This is a genomic window from Burkholderia sp. SCN-KJ (assembly GCF_024656005.1).
In the GTDB taxonomy this organism is placed as follows: domain Bacteria; phylum Pseudomonadota; class Gammaproteobacteria; order Burkholderiales; family Burkholderiaceae; genus Burkholderia.
The window spans coordinates 214,860-230,465 of sequence record NZ_JANKOG010000012.1; the positions used below are offsets into that span (position 1 = coordinate 214,860).

The 15,606-nt window shown below is 68.2% G+C and carries 14 protein-coding genes and 2 pseudogenes; 8 read left to right on the plus strand and 8 right to left on the minus strand.

Annotated features, from left to right (window positions below; all coding sequences use genetic code 11):
- The 4 genes from NQV17_RS21195 to NQV17_RS21210 all read right to left on the minus strand — a co-directional run bounded on the left by NQV17_RS21195 (window position 1) and on the right by NQV17_RS21210 (window position 4,187).
- Entirely contained in the window at window positions 1–1,887 is a 1,887-nt protein-coding gene (locus tag NQV17_RS21195) for a TRAP transporter large permease subunit (protein ID WP_374692733.1), read from the minus strand.
- A gap of 3 nt (window positions 1,888–1,890) precedes the next feature.
- Window positions 1,891–2,919 (minus strand): TRAP transporter substrate-binding protein, encoded by a 1,029-nt coding sequence (locus NQV17_RS21200; RefSeq protein ID WP_257773746.1) that lies wholly within the window; start codon window positions 2,917–2,919, stop codon window positions 1,891–1,893.
- A 241-nt stretch (window positions 2,920–3,160) separates the two neighbouring features.
- On the minus strand, window positions 3,161–4,072 hold the full coding sequence (locus tag NQV17_RS21205) for a LysR substrate-binding domain-containing protein (RefSeq protein ID WP_257773747.1): 912 nt from the start codon (window positions 4,070–4,072) through the stop codon (window positions 3,161–3,163).
- Window positions 4,065–4,187: a hypothetical protein gene (locus tag NQV17_RS21210; protein ID WP_257773749.1), complete on the minus strand. Its 123-nt coding sequence runs from the start codon at window positions 4,185–4,187 to the stop codon at window positions 4,065–4,067. The genes NQV17_RS21205 and NQV17_RS21210 overlap by 8 nt, the downstream gene beginning before the upstream one ends.
- 46 nt (window positions 4,188–4,233) lie before the next feature.
- On the opposite strand from NQV17_RS21210, the pseudogene NQV17_RS21215 reads away from it, so the two are divergent.
- A pseudogene (locus tag NQV17_RS21215) lies at window positions 4,234–4,533 on the plus strand (NAD(P)-dependent oxidoreductase); the annotation flags it as partial.
- Between the two features lie 199 nt (window positions 4,534–4,732).
- Here NQV17_RS21215 and NQV17_RS21220 read toward each other — a convergent pair.
- On the minus strand, window positions 4,733–5,701 hold the full coding sequence (locus tag NQV17_RS21220) for a LysR family transcriptional regulator (RefSeq protein WP_044843298.1): 969 nt from the start codon (window positions 5,699–5,701) through the stop codon (window positions 4,733–4,735).
- 366 nt (window positions 5,702–6,067) lie between these two features.
- Between NQV17_RS21220 and NQV17_RS21225 the strand changes: the two genes are divergently transcribed.
- The 4 genes from NQV17_RS21225 (at window position 6,068) to NQV17_RS21240 (ending at window position 10,425) form a co-directional block, all read left to right on the plus strand.
- Complete coding sequence (locus NQV17_RS21225) at window positions 6,068–7,243, plus strand: HPP family protein (RefSeq protein ID WP_257773750.1); 1,176 nt, start codon at window positions 6,068–6,070, stop codon at window positions 7,241–7,243.
- 116 nt (window positions 7,244–7,359) lie between these two features.
- A complete protein-coding gene (locus tag NQV17_RS21230) occupies window positions 7,360–7,773 on the plus strand; it encodes a MarR family winged helix-turn-helix transcriptional regulator (protein ID WP_124484609.1) in 414 nt (137 codons plus the stop codon).
- 30 nt (window positions 7,774–7,803) lie between these two features.
- Entirely contained in the window at window positions 7,804–9,591 is a 1,788-nt protein-coding gene (locus tag NQV17_RS21235; RefSeq protein ID WP_257773751.1) for a chloride channel protein, read from the plus strand.
- Between the two features lie 501 nt (window positions 9,592–10,092).
- Window positions 10,093–10,425 (plus strand): hypothetical protein, encoded by a 333-nt coding sequence (locus NQV17_RS21240; protein ID WP_257773752.1) that lies wholly within the window; start codon window positions 10,093–10,095, stop codon window positions 10,423–10,425.
- A 112-nt stretch (window positions 10,426–10,537) separates the two neighbouring features.
- Here NQV17_RS21240 and NQV17_RS21245 read toward each other — a convergent pair whose 3' ends face one another.
- Window positions 10,538–10,858, minus strand: a complete 321-nt coding sequence (locus tag NQV17_RS21245; protein ID WP_006478890.1) for a pyrimidine/purine nucleoside phosphorylase — start codon at window positions 10,856–10,858, stop codon at window positions 10,538–10,540.
- A 163-nt stretch (window positions 10,859–11,021) separates the two neighbouring features.
- A complete protein-coding gene (locus NQV17_RS21250; protein WP_044843294.1) occupies window positions 11,022–11,924 on the minus strand; it encodes a LysR substrate-binding domain-containing protein in 903 nt (300 codons plus the stop codon).
- 189 nt (window positions 11,925–12,113) lie between these two features.
- Here NQV17_RS21250 and NQV17_RS21255 point away from each other — a divergent pair, with 189 nt between their 5' ends.
- From NQV17_RS21255 to NQV17_RS21265, 3 genes are all read left to right on the plus strand, one after another.
- Window positions 12,114–13,298 carry a M20 aminoacylase family protein gene (locus tag NQV17_RS21255; protein WP_257773753.1) on the plus strand — a complete coding sequence of 395 codons (1,185 nt, stop codon included), beginning with the start codon at window positions 12,114–12,116 and terminating at the stop codon, window positions 13,296–13,298.
- Window positions 13,299–13,341: 43 nt separating this feature from the next.
- On the plus strand, window positions 13,342–14,661 hold the full coding sequence (locus NQV17_RS21260; RefSeq protein WP_257773754.1) for an MFS transporter: 1,320 nt from the start codon (window positions 13,342–13,344) through the stop codon (window positions 14,659–14,661).
- A gap of 241 nt (window positions 14,662–14,902) precedes the next feature.
- On the plus strand, window positions 14,903–15,445 hold the full coding sequence (locus NQV17_RS21265) for a cysteine hydrolase family protein (protein ID WP_257773755.1): 543 nt from the start codon (window positions 14,903–14,905) through the stop codon (window positions 15,443–15,445).
- Window positions 15,446–15,536: 91 nt separating this feature from the next.
- Here NQV17_RS21265 and NQV17_RS21270 read toward each other — a convergent pair.
- Window positions 15,537–15,606, minus strand: a pseudogene (locus NQV17_RS21270) (porin); the annotation flags it as partial.

The window sequence follows — 15,606 nt, forward strand, 5'->3', positions numbered from 1 at the left end:
CTACAGGCCGAAACGGGCCGGCAGCCACAACGAAAACGCCGGTGCGAAGATCAGCGCCACGAGGGCGACGAACAGCACCAGCAGGTATTTCACCATCGGCCGGGCGACGCGCGCGACCTCGGTCCCCGTGATCGCGCAGGTCGTGAACAGCCCGAGGCCGACGGGCGGCGCGAACAACCCGAGCCCCATCGCCACCACCACGACCGTGCCGAAATGCAGCGGGTTGATGCCGAGCCGCAGCGCGATCGGCGCGAGCAGCGGCCCGAAGATGATCAGCGCGGGCGCGCCTTCGAGCACGGCGCCGAACACGATCATCAGGAGCGCGGCCAGCAGCAGGAACGCCGTCGAGCCGTACTGATGGGCAAACGCGGTCATTGTGCCCGAGACGAGCGCCGGAATCTGCTCGATCGACAGCGCGAACGACACGCTCGACGCCGCCGCGACGATGAACAGGATGCCGCTCGCCATCGATGCCGCACGCACGAACACGCGGCCGACCGAGCGCCAGGTCAGTTCGCGGAACGCCGCCCAGCCGACCACCAGCGCATAGACCACCGCGAAGGCCGACACTTCCGTCGAGGTCGCAATGCCCGACGTCACGCCCTTGCCGATCATCGCGACCATGATCAGCGCGACCAGCGCACCGCCCGCGAGCGGCAGCCACGCGCGGCGCTCGACGAACACCGCGTCGATGTCGATCCGGCGTCCGCAGATCACGGTCACGACCGCCAGCGACGCGGCGAGCACGGCCGCCGGCACGATCCCCGCGACGAACAGCCCCGCGATCGAGATGTTCGCGACGAAGCCCATGATGATCATGTTCACGCACGGCGGGATCGTCTCGGCCATCACCGCGCTGCACGCGAGCAGCGCCGCGGTTTCGTCGGGGTCCTGGCGCGCACGGCGCACGGCCGGCATCACGACGCCGCCCACCGCCGCGATGTCGGCCAGCTTCGAACCCGACACGCCGGAAAAGCACGCCGTCGCAAGGATCACGATCAACCCGAGCCCGCCGCGCACCCGCCCGAAGATCCGCAGCAGCAATTCGACGAGCCGCGTGGACATCCCGTTCGACTCCATCAGCAAGCCGGCCAGCACGAAGAACGGCACCGCCAGCAGCACGAAGTGATCGGCGCCGGCCATCACCTGCTGCGAGTAGACTTGCAACGGCAGCGTCGGGTCGGCGAGGAAATACAGCAGCGCCGAGAACGCGAGCACGAAGCCGATCGGCACGCCCAGCACGAGCCCGCCGACGAAGCCGGCGATCAGCAGCGCCCCCGGCGCGATGGCATGCTCGGGCCGCAGCGCGTTCCAGCCGTACACGGCGCCCGCGAGCACCGCGCAGCACGCGAGCGTGCCAAGCACGCGGCGGCGCGGCGCGTTCAGCGCGTTCGCGAGCGCGAACACGCTCATGAACAGCGCGCCGAACATCATCGGATACACGTTGATCCAGCCCGGCAGGCCGCCGGTCGTCAACTGGTCGTACGAATCTCCGAGCAGCTGCCACGACGACGCCAGCAGGTTCAGCGACACCGCCGCGACGATCCAGTGCCCGATCTGCACGAGCGCGCCCTGCCAGCGCGCCGGCAGCCAGCCGCGGAACAGGTCGATGCCGACGTGCTGGCTGCGCCCGAGCACCGTCGCCGCGCCGAAGAACACCAGCACGATCATCAGCGCGCTCGCGACCTCCTCGGCCCAGTCGACCGGGTCGTGCAGGAAATAGCGGAACACGACCGACACGAACACGACGAGCACGTCGACGGCCAGCACCGCGGCCGACACGTATTCGATCCAGCGCATCGCCGCCGCCAGCGCGCGGACGGCGGCGCGCGCGGGGCGGGCGGCGCCGGCACCCGGCACGACGCTCGAAACGGAACCGGTATCCATCGCTCAACCTCGCTCGGCGGCGATCGCCGGGAACAGCGGCGCGGTGGCCGGATATTGCTTGGCGAACGCCACGTAGAGGCGGTCGTGCATCGCCTGCCGCAGCGCCGCGCGTTCGGCCTCGGCCATCGAATGGAACGTCATCCCGTGCTGCTTCAGCGCCGCCTCCGCCTGCGCGGCCTTCTGCGTCGCGATCGCGCGCTGCTGCGCGGTCGCATCGGCCACCGCGCGGTCGAACGCCGGGCGCAGGTTCGCCGGAATCCGCTCGAGCGCGCGCCGCCCCATCACCACCGTCATCGCCGCGAACACGTGGTGCGATTGCCAGCACGACTTGACGATCTCGTCGAAGCGGCTCGCGAGCACGGTGGCCGGATCGTGCTCGAGCCCGTCGACGACGCCCGTCTGCACGGCCATGTACAGCTCGCCGAACGGAATCGGCGTCGGCACCGCGCCCATCACCTTGAAGGTGTCCATGAACGCCGGCGTCGGCAGCACGCGCAGCTTCGTGCCCTTCACGCCCGGCAGCGCCGTCACCGGCTGCTTCGTGAACACGCAGCGCCCGCCGAAGTGCGAGCCCCACGTCAGCACCGAGCAGCCCGCGCGCTTTTGCAGCAGCGCGTTCAGGCTGGTGCCGACCTGGCCGTCGAGCACCTTCGCGACGTGCGCATAGCTGTCGAACAGGTAGCCGAGATCGAGCATGCCGAGTTCGGGCGCGACCGTGGCCCAGATCGACGACCCCGCGATCATCATGTCGATCGCGCCGATCTTCACCTGCTGCGCGACGTCGCTCTCCTTGCCGAGCTGGCTGTTCGGAAAGTAGTCGACCCGGATCGCATCGCCGACGCTCGCCTTCAGGTTCGTGGCAAGCCGCTCGTACCACACGTAGTGCGCGGCGTTCTGGTCGGCCGGCATCGACGACGAGCAACGCAGCGTCACGGTCTGCGCCGCGCGGCCGATCTCCGGCAGGCCGCCCGCGACCGCGAGCGTGGCGGCGGACGCCGTTTGCAGAAAGCGCCGCCGGGTGAAGTTAGTCATGGCCGTCTCCTTTGCAGTGCGCCTCCCGGCGCGACTGTATCGATTTAGTGTATCGATACAGTAATACGACGACCGATGAGAGAAAAATGCGGGTTTTCCCGTGACGACAATGAAAGACAGGGCTTCCGTGTGGTGATTTCGAACCGGAATTGCATACAGCACCGGTCGGTTCTGCTCGTTCGGGCCGGTTTTGGCGCGCGTCAGGGCGCGGCGCCGGATATCGTTAGACAACAGACCTTGTCTATACGGCGCCCCCGCCATCCGCTTCCTGCGTCAGAAACTGCTCGACCATCGCGTTGAACACCGGCAGCGCCGGATTGTCGTTGTCCGCGCGCCACGCGAGATACAGCTCCGCCGCCACGTCGACGTCCGCGAGCGGCCGGAACACCACGCCGTCCACATGCAGCTCGCGCGCCGACGCCGGCACCAGCGCCGCGCCCAGCCCGGCGCGCACCAGGCCGAGGATCGTATGCGTCTGCCCGACGTAATGCAGGTAGTTCGGCAAGCGTCCGGCGCCGGCGAACATCCCCGAGATCATGTCGTGGAAGTACTTGCCTTCGTTCGGCGAATACGCGATGAACGGCTGCCGGTCAAGCTGGTCCGGGCCGATCCGCTCGTACGCGGCCAGCGGCGCGCCCTGCGCGACCGCGACGAGCATCGGCTCGCGTTGCACGAGCCGGTATTCGAGCGGATGGCGCGCCGCGCGCTGGCGCACGAAGCCCGCATCGAGCATGCGCGACGCCAGCGCGTCGATCTGCACCGTCGACACCATTTCACGCAGTTCGACGTCGACGTCGGGCAGCGCGTGCGCTGCGTGCGCGAGCAGCGCCGGAATCATCCGGTACGCGCTGACGGCCGTGAAGCCGAGCGTGATACGGCCGGCCCCGCCATGCGCGACGCGCTGCGCGGCCTGTTCGGCCCGCGCGGAAAACTCGAGGATGTGCCGTGCGTCGCGCAAGAAGCGCTCGCCGGCCGCGGTCAGCCTGACCTGCCGGCTGCTGCGTTCGAGCAACGCGATCCCGAGCGCGTGCTCGAGCAACTGGATCTGCCGGCTGAGCGGCGGCTGCGTCATGAAGAGCCGCCTGGCCGCGCGCCCGAAATGCAGTTCCTCGGCCACGGCGACGAAGCAGCGAAGCTGGTTCAGTTCAATCATTCAAATCTTGAATCAATCGATAGCGTCTTGATGTTAGACCGATATCGATTCGATTCCTATACTCGGTTGCACCTGATGCGCGGCCCGCGCCGCGCACGCCGACCGAGACTTTCATGACCATCGACCTCCTGCTCACCCAGCCGCTTCCCGACACCATCGACGACGTGCTCGCCGCGCTCGGTAGAAAAGGACTCCTGATCAACGTCGCGCGCGGCAAGCTCGTCGACGAAGCCGCGCTTGTGCGCGCGCTCGCGGACGGCACGATCGCCGGCGCGGGGCTCGACGTGTTCGCCGACGAACCGCGCGTGCCGGCCGCGCTGCTCGAACTCGAGCGCGTCGTCGTGCAGCCGCACCGCGCAAGCGCCACGCACGAGACACGCGAACAAATGGGCCGGATCGTGCTCGCCAACCTCGCCGCGTGCTTCGCGGGCCAGCGGCCGCCGACGAGCGTCACCGGCTAGGCGCCGCCCCCCTTCCCCGACCAAGACAACATCCAATGAAACGCCTCCGCACGCCGGAGGCCAGGAGACTCGCATGCCCAATCGATCCAGCGGCGGCGCAACCGTCGCCGCCTACGCGTGGCTCGCCGGCCGCTTCGAACGGATTCGCGTCACGCCGGACGCGTGACACCGGGCGCCGCCGGGCGTGCGACAGGCGGCATCAGGCGCGCTGGCGGCTGCCCGGCATCGGTTCGACCGCAAGCCGGTCGAGTTCGCGCAGGTCGTTCTCCAGCGCGGGCGTGAGCGTCGTGCGCAGATGGTCGAGGAAGGTGCGGATCTTCGCATCGAGATAGCGGCGCGTCGCATAGACCGCGTACACGCTGACGGTCTGCAACCGATACTCGGGCAGCACGCGGATCAGGCGCCCCGCGCGCAGGTCGTCGAGCACCGTATACAGCGCGACGCACGCGATGCCGCGCCCCGCCCGCACCGCGACGCACAGCGCATCCGGCACGTTGACCTGGAACGGTGCCGGCTGCAGTTCGTAGACCGTCTCCTCGCCGTCGTCGCGCTCGAGCCGCCACTCGCTGGCCGGCGATGCCGGCGTATCGAGGCGCAGGCACACGTGGTTCGGCAGGTCGTCGGGCGTCTTCGGCGTGCCGTGCCGCGCGAGATATTCGCGCGACGCGACCAGCACGCTGCAACTGGTGCCGCAGGTCTGCGCGACGTAGCCGGAATCGGGCAGCTGCGACGCGGTCACGATCGACACGTCGTAGCCTTCCTCGACGAGATTCGGCATCCGTTGCGCGAGCGTCAACTCGACCGACACGTCCGGGTTGTCTTCCTGGTAGCGCACGATCGACGACACGACATGACTCTGCCCGAGCCCCGTCATCGCATGGATCCGCATCTTGCCGCTCGGCCGCAGCAGCGCGTTGCGGGCCTCGGCGTTCGCGTAGTCGAATTCGGCGAGGATCGATTTCGCACGCTCGAAGTAGCGCTCGCCGCTTTCGGTGAGGCCGAGATGGCGCGTCGTGCGATGCAGCAGGCGCGTCTGTACGTGGGCTTCGAGGTTCGACACCGCGCGCGACACCTGCGCGGTGGTCGCATCGATTTCTTTGGCGACCGCGGTGAAACTGCCGGCTTCGACAACGCGCACGAACAGGCGCATGTTTTCGAGCATGTCCATTGAATTGGCTTGGGGAGTGTCGGTGGGGAAACGTCGGCGGCGCTCGCGTCAGACGGGAATCGGGGCGTGCGCGCGAACCACGCGCAAGCGATCACCATGCCGGGGAACGGGCGGGAGAGCGGGCATCGCGTGCGTGGTTGTGGCGTATCGGGGAATTCGGTGGCCCGAATTGTACGCCGCTGCAGACAAATTTGCGCGATCGCAGGGCCGCCAGGCTTTCATCCAATGAAAGGTTCTTGCAAGACGGATGCGGCGCGCGCAGGCAACGCGTTGATGCAGCGCGACAATTTATATCACGACACGATATAATTCGCGACGTCCTCGCGCTGCGTCATCCGCATCGTCATTTTTACCGCTCAACCGTCCATGTCGTCAGGCTCCTCCCCGTCGCGCCGCACGTTCCGCCAATGGCTGCACAGCTTCATTCCCCATCCGATGACGCTCGGCTGGCGCGAGCGCATGCGCTCGTGCGCGGGCGCGCTCGTCGGGATCGCGACGGTCGGCGTCACGATGCGGCTGCTGCCCGGCGTGCCGGGCCTCGTGCCGCTGCTCGTCGCGCCGATGGGCGCGTCGGCCGTGCTGCTATTCGCGGTGCCCGCGAGTCCGCTCGCGCAGCCGTGGTCGATCATCGGCGGCAATCTGGTGGCGGCGACCGTCGGCGTCGCCTGCGCGCAGTGGATCGCCGATCCGATCACGGCCGCCTCGATCGCGGTCGCCCTCGCGATCGGCGGCATGTTCGCGCTGCGCTGCGTGCACCCGCCGTCGGGCGCGGTCGCGCTGACGGCCGTGCTCGGCGGCCCGGCGATCCACGCGCTCGGCTTCGGCTTCGTTGTCGAGCCGATCGCACTGCAATCGGCGATCCTGCTGTCGGCCGCGCTCGTGTACCACGCACTGACGGGTCACCGCTATCCGCACGGCGGCGTGCGCCACGACGCGAAGCCGCAAGGCGGCAGCGCGACGCCCGCGCGCGGCGGCTTCACGCGCGCCGATCTCGACGTCGTGCTGAAGCGCCGCGGCGAATGGCTCGACGTCGACCCGGACGACCTCGAAATGCTGCTGCGCGAAACCGAGATGCAGGCCTATGCGCGCACGTTCGGCCAGCTCACGTGCGCCGACCTGACGACGCAGAACGCGATCGAAGTCGCGCCGTCGACGTCGATCACGGCCGCGCTGACGCAGCTCGACCGCCATCGCGTGAAGGCGCTGCCCGTCGTGGACGGCAGCGATCGCCTGGTCGGCATCGTCACGCGCGCCGACCTCACGCGCCCGTTGCGCCGCCCGGCTCCGCTGTGGCAGCGGCTGGCCGCGCGGCTGCCGCGGTCGTTCGGCGGCCGGCCGCCCAGCGTCGCGACCGTGATGACCCGCGACGTCGCATCCGTGCCGCAGACCATGCCGATCACCGCGCTGGTGCCGCTGTTTACGCATTCGGGCCACCACCACATCCCGGTCGTCGACGCATCGCGCCGGCTCGTCGGCATCATCACGCAGACGGATCTCGTCACCGGCCTGTACCGGCAGACGCAGATGCTCGAGGCCGCGTAACGCGGACGCTCAACGGGCCGACGACAGCATAATGCAGTTATCGCGCTGAAATTCGGTCATTTATATCATGTTGTGATATATTTCGCGTTACCGAAACTGCTGCCAGACCGACCGTAATGACCGACACCCGACGCGCGCTGACCAAAAGCGATTTCCAGCAACTGTCCGAGTTCCGCTACCAGATGCGCCGCTTCGAGCGCTTCTCCGAACGCGCCGCACAAAGCGAAGGCGTGACGCCGCTGCAGTACCTGCTGCTGTTGCACATCAAGGGCTATCCGCACCGCGAATGGGCCACCATCGGCGAACTCGCGGAACGCCTGCAGGCGCAGCATCACGGCGTCGTCGCGCTGGTGACGCGCTGCGAGGCGCTCGGGCTCGTGAAGCGCAAGACGAGCGAAGCGGACCGCCGGCAGGTCGAGGTCCACCTCGAGGAAGCCGGCGAAACGCTGCTCGCCCACCTCGCGGCCATGCATCGCGCGGAACTGAAATCGCTCAAGGGCACGTTCCAGGTTCCGCAGATCAATAATTGACCCAGGCTTTACCGACCTATCCTCACGCCGATGAACGCACCACACAAACGCGACTTCTCGACCAACGAACGCCTGCCCAGGATCGCGTTGCTAGCGGCCGGGATCGGCTTGCTCGGCACGCTGGCGGCGTTCGTGCTGTCGAGCCTGATCCACCTGTTCACGAACCTGTTCTTCTTCCAGCAGTTTTCGTTCGCCGACCGTTCGCCCGCGCACCACACGCTCGGCGCATGGGTGATCGTCGTGCCGGTGATCGGCGGGTTGATCGTCGGGCTGATGGCGCGCTTCGGTTCGGAGAAGATCCGCGGCCACGGCATTCCCGAAGCGATCGAAGCGATCCTGTTCGGCAAGAGCCGCATGTCGCCGAAGGTCGCGATCCTCAAGCCGCTGTCGTCGGGTGTCGTGATCGGCAGCGGCGGACCGTTCGGTGCCGAAGGCCCGATCATCATGACGGGCGGCGCGCTCGGCTCGCTGATCGCGCAATGCGTGCACGTGACCGCCGCCGAGCGCAAGACGCTGCTCGTCGCGGGCGCGGCCGCCGGCATGACGGCCGTGTTCGGCACGCCGGTCGCCGCCGTGCTGCTCGCGGTCGAACTGCTGCTGTTCGAATGGCGTCCGCGCAGTTTCCTGCCGGTCGCGCTCGCCTGCGCGGTCGCCGGTTTCGCCCGCGCCGTGTTCTTCGGAGTCGACCCGCTGTTTGCGCTGACCACGGCACCGCCGACGCCCGTCGCGCTGCTGTCGTGCATCGTCGCGGGCCTGCTGTCGGGCGCGCTCGCGTGCGGCCTGTCGGCCGCGCTGTACCGCGTCGAGGACACGTTCGCGAAGCTGCCGGTGCACTGGATGTGGTGGCCGGCGCTCGGCGCGATCGTGATCGGCATCGGCGGCTGGCTCGAGCCGCGCGCGCTCGGCGTCGGCTACGACGTGATCGGCGACCTGCTGCACCAGCACATCGCGCTGAAGATCGCGCTCGCACTGCTGACCGTGAAGGCCGTGATGTGGGTGATCGCGCTCGGCTCCGGCACGTCCGGCGGTGTGCTCGCCCCGCTGCTGATGCTGGGCGCGGGCCTCGGCACCGTGCTGTCGCCGGTGCTGCCCGGCGGGGATGCGGCGCTGTGGCCGCTCGTCTGCATGGCCGCGACGCTCGGCGCCACGCTCGGTGCGCCGCTGACCGCGATCGTGTTCGCGTTCGGCCTCACGCACGACGCGAACGCGCTGCTGCCGCTGCTCGCGGCGACGCTCGTCGCGCACGGCTTCGCGACCGTCGTGATGAAGCGTTCGATCATGACGGAAAAGATCGCGCGCCGCGGTTACCACATCTACCGGGAATACGGCGTCGATCCGCTCGAACGCCATGACGTGGCCGAGGTGATGACGCCGGTCGACGAGTTCGTCGCGATCGACGGCGCCACGACGCTCGACGCCGTCGAGTCGCAGTACTTCGGTGCGAAGCAGACGCACCGTGCGTACCCCGTCGTGCAGAACGGCCGCCTGCTCGGTCTCGTCGATCGCGCGACGCTCGACGCGCAGCGTGCGCAAGCCGGTCCCGGCGCGGCGCTCGCGAATGCGTTCATCGATCGTGCGCCGGCCGTCACGCAGGCGCACGAAACGTGCCGCGCGGTCGCGTCGCGGCTCGCGATGCTCGGCCTCGAACGCCTGCCGGTCGTCGACGATCCGCAATCGCTGCGCATCATCGGCATCGTGTCGCGCAGCGATCTCATCAAGCCCGCGCTCCAGCACTTCGACGACGAACACAAGCGCGAACGCTTCCGCCCGGTCGTACCCGTCAACCTGCGCGACGCCGGTGCGCGCAAGGCCAGCTGATACGTAGCTGATACGTACCGCGCGCTTCACCGTCCCCCGCCGTTCCGGATCGGCGCGCACCCTGCGCGCCGGTTCACATTCCGCCGCGTCGGCGTTTAAACTTGGTTGACAATTCATCGGACGAAAGTTTGTCATCATGTGCTCATGCGACGGGGCCACCAGTTCAGCCATTCCACTTCGTCATCCAATAAATAAGCGTCGCGGCGCGACATGCAGATACATGCAGCACGCCGCGGCCGTCAATCCACCACACCACCGGGCAGCGAGCCGACCTCACGGCGCATGACGTCGTCGTCGCGTCCCCGCCTCCACGCGGGCCGTGCGCGACCCATGCCGCATCGCAACAGAACGGACAGCATCCGGATTGTCGTTTGGCAAGCGCGTTAACAACTTGTTTCGGAATCGCCGGAACCGCACTTGTCCGATGCAATCTCACAAGAACGCAGTTCAAGTTCTGCTGCGCATCCCACTCAATCAATCACGACTCGAGGGAGATAAAACGTGAACGTGAAATACTTACCGCTCATCGCATTGACCGTGGCAATTTCCGCACACGCAGCCGATCCGGCCATGCAGAACGTGGGGCAAAGCCAGAAGTCCGCGGAAGACGTGTCGGCGTGCATCGCAAAGACCTGGGCCGACAAGTCGCAGCAACAGGTCGTCACGCAGAACGTGCTCGCCAACGGCCTCGCGACCGATGTCTACGTACCGGGCCAGCAACCGCCGAACGGCGCGGCCGCGATGGTTCGTCCGTCGTCGAAGCCGGGCGCGAAGACGTGGGTCGGCATGCGTGGCGACGCCGCTTCCGCGGGCGACATCAACGCCTGCCTGTAAGCTCCGCGCCGGACGGCAGCGCCGTCCGCATACGAGAAAGCCCCGCTGCAGCGGGGCTTTCTGCTTTCAGCGCGCCGGCCGCGCGCATGCGTTGCGGCCGGTGCTCATGCGCTTACAGGTAGCTGCAGACGTAGTCGAGCGTCTCGAGCACTTCGATGTCGAAGCGGCTCTTGCCCGGCACCGAGAACGACTCGCCGGCGCCGTAGGTTTGCCATTCGCTGCTGCCGTCGAGCTTCACGCGGCACTTGCCGGCCTGCACTTCCATCAATTCGGGCGCGTCCGTGCCGAAGTTGAGCGCGCACGGCAGGATCACGCCGAGCGTCTTGCGCGTGCCGTCCGGGAAGAGCACGGTATGCGACACGCACTTGCCGTCGAAATAGACGTTCGCGCGCTTGACGACCGATACGTTGTCGAATTGGGTTGCACTGGTCATGTGATGCCTCTGCTTGCTGGATGCCGGATGGCGTGTTGTCGGAAGCCGGCCGGAACGGCGGGCCGGCCGCTATGATACCGGCTCGCGGCGAGCGCGCCGCGAGCGGGAACGGTCAGGGGCGCGCAGCAGATGATCAGGACCACTACGCGATGCATTGCCCGACTCATCGGAGCCCCTTGCGCCGCGCGGAATCGCGCAGGCAGTCGAGCAGCATCGACGCGGCCGGCGTGAGCGGGCTGTCGCGACGCGTGACGACCTGCACGGACACGCCGGGCAGCCGCTCGCGGATCGGCAGCACCGCGAGCTGGTCGCGCGCCCACTCGCCCTGCAGCAGCTGTTCGGGCATCGACGCGATCAGGTCGCAGCCCGTCATCAGGCTGTGCGCGAGCCCGAAGCTCGGGCATTCGACGACCCGCTGCGGCACCGGCAGCCCGTACGCGACGAACGAGTTGAACAGCACCTGGGTCGAGCTTTCCGGCGACGGATTCATCAGCCAGTCGGCCTCGACGAGATCGGCCAGCGACGTGGCCGATGCGAGCGGATGCCCCTTGCGCGCGACGATCAGCGATCGGCTCGCATAGAGTTCCGCGTGGTCGAACTCGGCCGCCAGCAGTTCGGGCACGACGACCGCCACCGCGAAATCGAGCGAGCCGTCGTGCAGCCGCGGCAGCGCGACGCCGGGAAACCCTTCGATCAGATTGACGCGCGCGACCGGAAAGCGCCGCCGGAACGCGCGAAACGCGTCGGGCAGGATCGTCACCGCCGCGGCCGGCGTGATCGCCGCCGCGACCGAGCCCGTCATCGCGCCCTGCGCCTGCTCGATATCGTCGCGCGCCCGCTGCATCTCGGCGACGATCAGCCGCGCGCGCACCTGCAGCTGCTGACCGAACGCGGTGAGCTGCACGCCGCGCGCGGTGCGCACGACGAGCGACACGCCGAGCGCGATCTCCAGCTCCTTGACCGCCTTCGTCAGCGCCGCCGGCGACACGTTCAGGCGCCGCGCGGCCGCGCGGATGCTCCCTTCGTCCGCGACGGTGACGAACGCTTTCAGCTGATGGTATTTCATGGCGGCATGCGTGATTCGTGGAAACCCGACGCCCGGCCACGCGCAGCGGATCAGGGTATTCCCGAGCGGCAACCGGTAGTGAGCACCAAAGCAATTTAGCAGCTTCTGGTACCCGACAGAAATTTATATGCTTGGCCGTCCTATATGCGTCAAACGCCCACCGGCCCCACCTGCCCCACAGGAGACACCATGCTGCAAGCCGTGAACCCCGTCATCCCCGGCATCGCCGCGATCGCCCCGGACCTGATCGACGTGCGCCGCCGCATCCACGCGCATCCGGAGCTCGCGTTCGAGGAAACGCTGACCAGCGATCTCGTCGCCGAGTTGCTCACGGGGTGGGGCTATGAAGTGCATCGCGGCATCGGCAAGACGGGCGTCGTCGGCGTGCTGCGCGAAGGACAAGGCACGCGCACCGTCGGCCTGCGCGCCGACATGGACGCGTTGCCGCTCGCCGAAGCCACCGGCCTGCCGTACGCGAGCCGCCACGCAAACAAGATGCATGCATGCGGTCACGACGGCCACACCGCGATGCTGCTGTGCGCGGCGCGCCACCTCGCCGCCACGCGCCAGTTCTCCGGCACGCTGAACCTGATCTTCCAGCCGGCCGAGGAAAACTTCGGCGGCGCGAAATCGATGATGGACGACGGCCTGTTCGAGCGCTTTCCCTGCGACGCGATCTTCGCGATCCACAACATGCCGGGCCGCGCCGCCGGCGACATGGCGTTCCGCGCCGGTGCCGCGATGGCGTCGGCCGACCGCGTGACGATCACGCTGCGCGGCGTCGGCGGACACGGCGCGATGCCGCACTTCGCGCGCGATCCGATGTCGGCCGCCGGCAGCATCATGATCGCGCTGCAGACGATCGTCGCGCGCGAAGTCGATGCGCAGAATGCGGCCGTGATCACCGTCGGCAGCGTGCAGGCCGGCGAGACCTTCAACATCATTCCGGAAACCGTCGTGATGAAGCTGTCGGTGCGCGCGCTGGACGCCGACGTGCGCGCGCTGCTCGCACGCCGGATCGAAGCGCTCGCGAAGGGCCAGGCGGAAAGCTTCGGCATCACGGCGGAAGTCGACTACGACTACGGCTATCCGGTCCTCGTGAACCATCCCGAACCGACCGCATTCGCGGCCGACATCGCCCGCCAGATGCTCGGCGCCGATCGCGTCGAAACCGACGCCGCGCCGCTGATGGGCAGCGAGGACTTCGCCTACATGCTCGAAGCACGCCCCGGCTGCTATGCATTCATCGGCAACGGCATCGGCAGCAAGGGCGGCTGCATGGTGCACAACCCCGGCTACGACTTCAACGACGACATCCTCGCGATCGGCGCGAGTTACTGGGTCCGCGTCGCCGAAGCCTGGCTCGCGGCCTGACGGCCCTTCATCACGCAGTTCCGCGCCTTAGCAGGGGAACCTCATGGAAACGTCCGCCCTTCCGTTCGCCGGCTCGCCGGCCGATGCCCGCGCCGCCGCGAAGAAACGCCGCCTGATCGCGGCCGCCGCGGTCGGCAACGCGCTCGAGTTCTACGACTTCACGGTCTACAGCTTCTTCGCGATCCTGATCGGCAAGCTGTTCTTCCCGGTGCATTCGTCGTTCGGGCAATTGATGCTCGCGGTCGCGAGCTTCGGCGTCGGCTTCGTCACACGCCCGCTCGGCGGCCTCGTGATCGGCATGTATGCCGACCGCGCCGGCCGCAAGAAGGCGATGATACTGACGCTGTTGCTGATGGCGCTCGGCACCGCGACGATCGCGATCGCGCCGACCTTCGCGCAGATCGGCCTCGCCGCGCCGCTGCTGCTCGTGCTTGCACGCCTGCTGCAGGGGTTCGCCTCGGGCGGCGAAGTCGGCGCGTCGACGACGTTGCTGCTCGAACAGGCGCCGCAGCACCGCCGCGGCTTCTACGCGTCGTTCCAGTTCTCGAGCCAGGGGCTCGCGGCGCTCGCCGGGGCGCTCACGGGCGTCGCGCTGACGTCGACGCTCAACGCCGCGCAGCTCGAGAGCTGGGGCTGGCGCGTGCCGTTCGTCATCGGCACGCTGTTCGTGCCGCTCGGCTACTGGCTGCGCCGCACCGTCGAGGAAGTGCCGGCGGCAACGCCGGCCGCCGCGCACGACGAACCGGTCGCGTCGCTGCCGCTCGCCGACGTGCTGCGCCATCACGGCAAGGCCGTGTTCGCGGGCCTCGGCGTGACGATCGGCGGCACGTCGATCCACTACATCATCGTGTTCTACATGGCAATCTACGGCGTGCAGGTGCTGCATCTGCCGACCTGGCTGTCGATGACGGCCGGCTGCGTCGCCGGCGCGATCCTGATGCTCGTGACGCCGATCGGCGGGCACCTGTCCGACGTGTTCGGCCGCAACCGGATCGTCTGGTGGACGCGCATCGTGCTGATGGCCGCGATCTATCCCGCGTTCATCGCGCTGAACCGCTGGCCGGGCGCCGCGTCGCTACTGTCGATCATCGCCGCGCTGTCGATCGTGCACGCGATCAACATCGGCGCGACGGGTGCGATGCTCGGCGAGCTGTTTCCGCGTGCGGTGCGGGCGACCGGCGGCGCGCTCGTGTACAGCGTGGGCGTCGCGATCTTCGGCGGCTTCGCGCAGTTCTTCGTCACGTGGCTGATCGCGGCGACCGGGAATCCGAATGCACCTGCGTGGTATGCGATCGGGTGTGGCATGCTCACGCTGCTCGCGATTCGCTGCATGGACGAGAAGGCCGGGAGGGCCCTGGATTGAGCGGTGGCTGGTGCGCGGCGCGAAGCGTCATTGACGTCGCGCGCACGCATCGGGCATCATCGGCCAATGCACAACGCCACGATCACCCTTTCGACGACCACGCGCACGACCGCCTTCGGCGGGCCCGTGCGGCGAGTGCGCGCAAGGTCGTAGCGTCCTTCACCGATTCCCACAGGCCCCGCCGGTTCCGGACGGGGTCTCGTCGTTTCTCCGTCCGCACCGGCCCTTCAGGAGAAACGCGATGTCCGAAGCCCCATCCCCGAAACGTGCGCTGCTCGTCATCGACATGCAAGTCGGGCTGTTCCATGGCCCCGATCGTCCGCATGACGGCGAACGCGTGCTGGCCAACGTCAACCAGCTGATTCGCCGCGCGCATGAAGCCGGCGCGCCCGTGTTCGCCGTGCGCCATACCGGTCCGGCCGGTTCGCCGATCGCGCCCGATGCGCCGCTCGCCGCATTGCTGCCGGAGCTCGCGATCGATACGGCACGCGACATCGTGTTCGACAAGACCCGGCCGAGTTGCTTCGCGGGCACGCGGCTCGCCGAGTGGCTGCACGCGGCCGGGATCGGCGAGATCGTGATTGCGGGGATGAAGACGCAGTACTGCATCGACACCGCGTGCCGCGCGGCCGCCGATCTCGGCTTTCGCGCTGTGCTCGTCGCCGATGCGCATACCTGCATGGACACGCCCGCGTTGCCGGCCGAACGGATCGTCGCGCATCACAATGCGACGCTCGGCGGGCCGTTCGCGACGTTGACGACGACCGAGGCATGCGGGTTCTGACCGGCAACGCATACGGCACGCCGCACGCCGGCCCCGTAAACGCAAAGGCACGGGCCGCCCTCACCCGTGCCTGGCGTGCGCGACGCCCCGCTCAAAACGTATGCATCATCCCCACATACGCGCCCGTCTGCGACTCACCCGTCATCGGGCTCGTGCCCGAC

What these genes read in the sequence shown, in the direction of transcription:
- NQV17_RS21225 (WP_257773750.1), top strand. Translation starts at nt 6,068, where the DNA reads ATGTCGTCAGGCTCCTCCCCGTCGCGCCGCACGTTCCGCCAATGGCTG.
- NQV17_RS21245 (WP_006478890.1), bottom strand. Translation starts at nt 10,858, where the DNA reads ATGACCAGTGCAACCCAATTCGACAACGTATCGGTCGTCAAGCGCGCG.
- NQV17_RS21250 (WP_044843294.1), bottom strand. Translation starts at nt 11,924, where the DNA reads ATGAAATACCATCAGCTGAAAGCGTTCGTCACCGTCGCGGACGAAGGG.
- NQV17_RS21235 (WP_257773751.1), top strand. Translation starts at nt 7,804, where the DNA reads ATGAACGCACCACACAAACGCGACTTCTCGACCAACGAACGCCTGCCC.
- NQV17_RS21220 (WP_044843298.1), bottom strand. Translation starts at nt 5,701, where the DNA reads ATGGACATGCTCGAAAACATGCGCCTGTTCGTGCGCGTTGTCGAAGCC.
- NQV17_RS21205 (WP_257773747.1), bottom strand. Translation starts at nt 4,072, where the DNA reads ATGATTGAACTGAACCAGCTTCGCTGCTTCGTCGCCGTGGCCGAGGAA.
- NQV17_RS21265 (WP_257773755.1), top strand. Translation starts at nt 14,903, where the DNA reads ATGTCCGAAGCCCCATCCCCGAAACGTGCGCTGCTCGTCATCGACATG.
- NQV17_RS21200 (WP_257773746.1), bottom strand. Translation starts at nt 2,919, where the DNA reads ATGACTAACTTCACCCGGCGGCGCTTTCTGCAAACGGCGTCCGCCGCC.
- NQV17_RS21210 (WP_257773749.1), bottom strand. Translation starts at nt 4,187, where the DNA reads ATGAAAGTCTCGGTCGGCGTGCGCGGCGCGGGCCGCGCATCAGGTGCA.
- NQV17_RS21255 (WP_257773753.1), top strand. Translation starts at nt 12,114, where the DNA reads ATGCTGCAAGCCGTGAACCCCGTCATCCCCGGCATCGCCGCGATCGCC.
- NQV17_RS21195 (WP_374692733.1), bottom strand. Translation starts at nt 1,887, where the DNA reads ATGGATACCGGTTCCGTTTCGAGCGTCGTGCCGGGTGCCGGCGCCGCC.
- NQV17_RS21230 (WP_124484609.1), top strand. Translation starts at nt 7,360, where the DNA reads ATGACCGACACCCGACGCGCGCTGACCAAAAGCGATTTCCAGCAACTG.
- NQV17_RS21260 (WP_257773754.1), top strand. Translation starts at nt 13,342, where the DNA reads ATGGAAACGTCCGCCCTTCCGTTCGCCGGCTCGCCGGCCGATGCCCGC.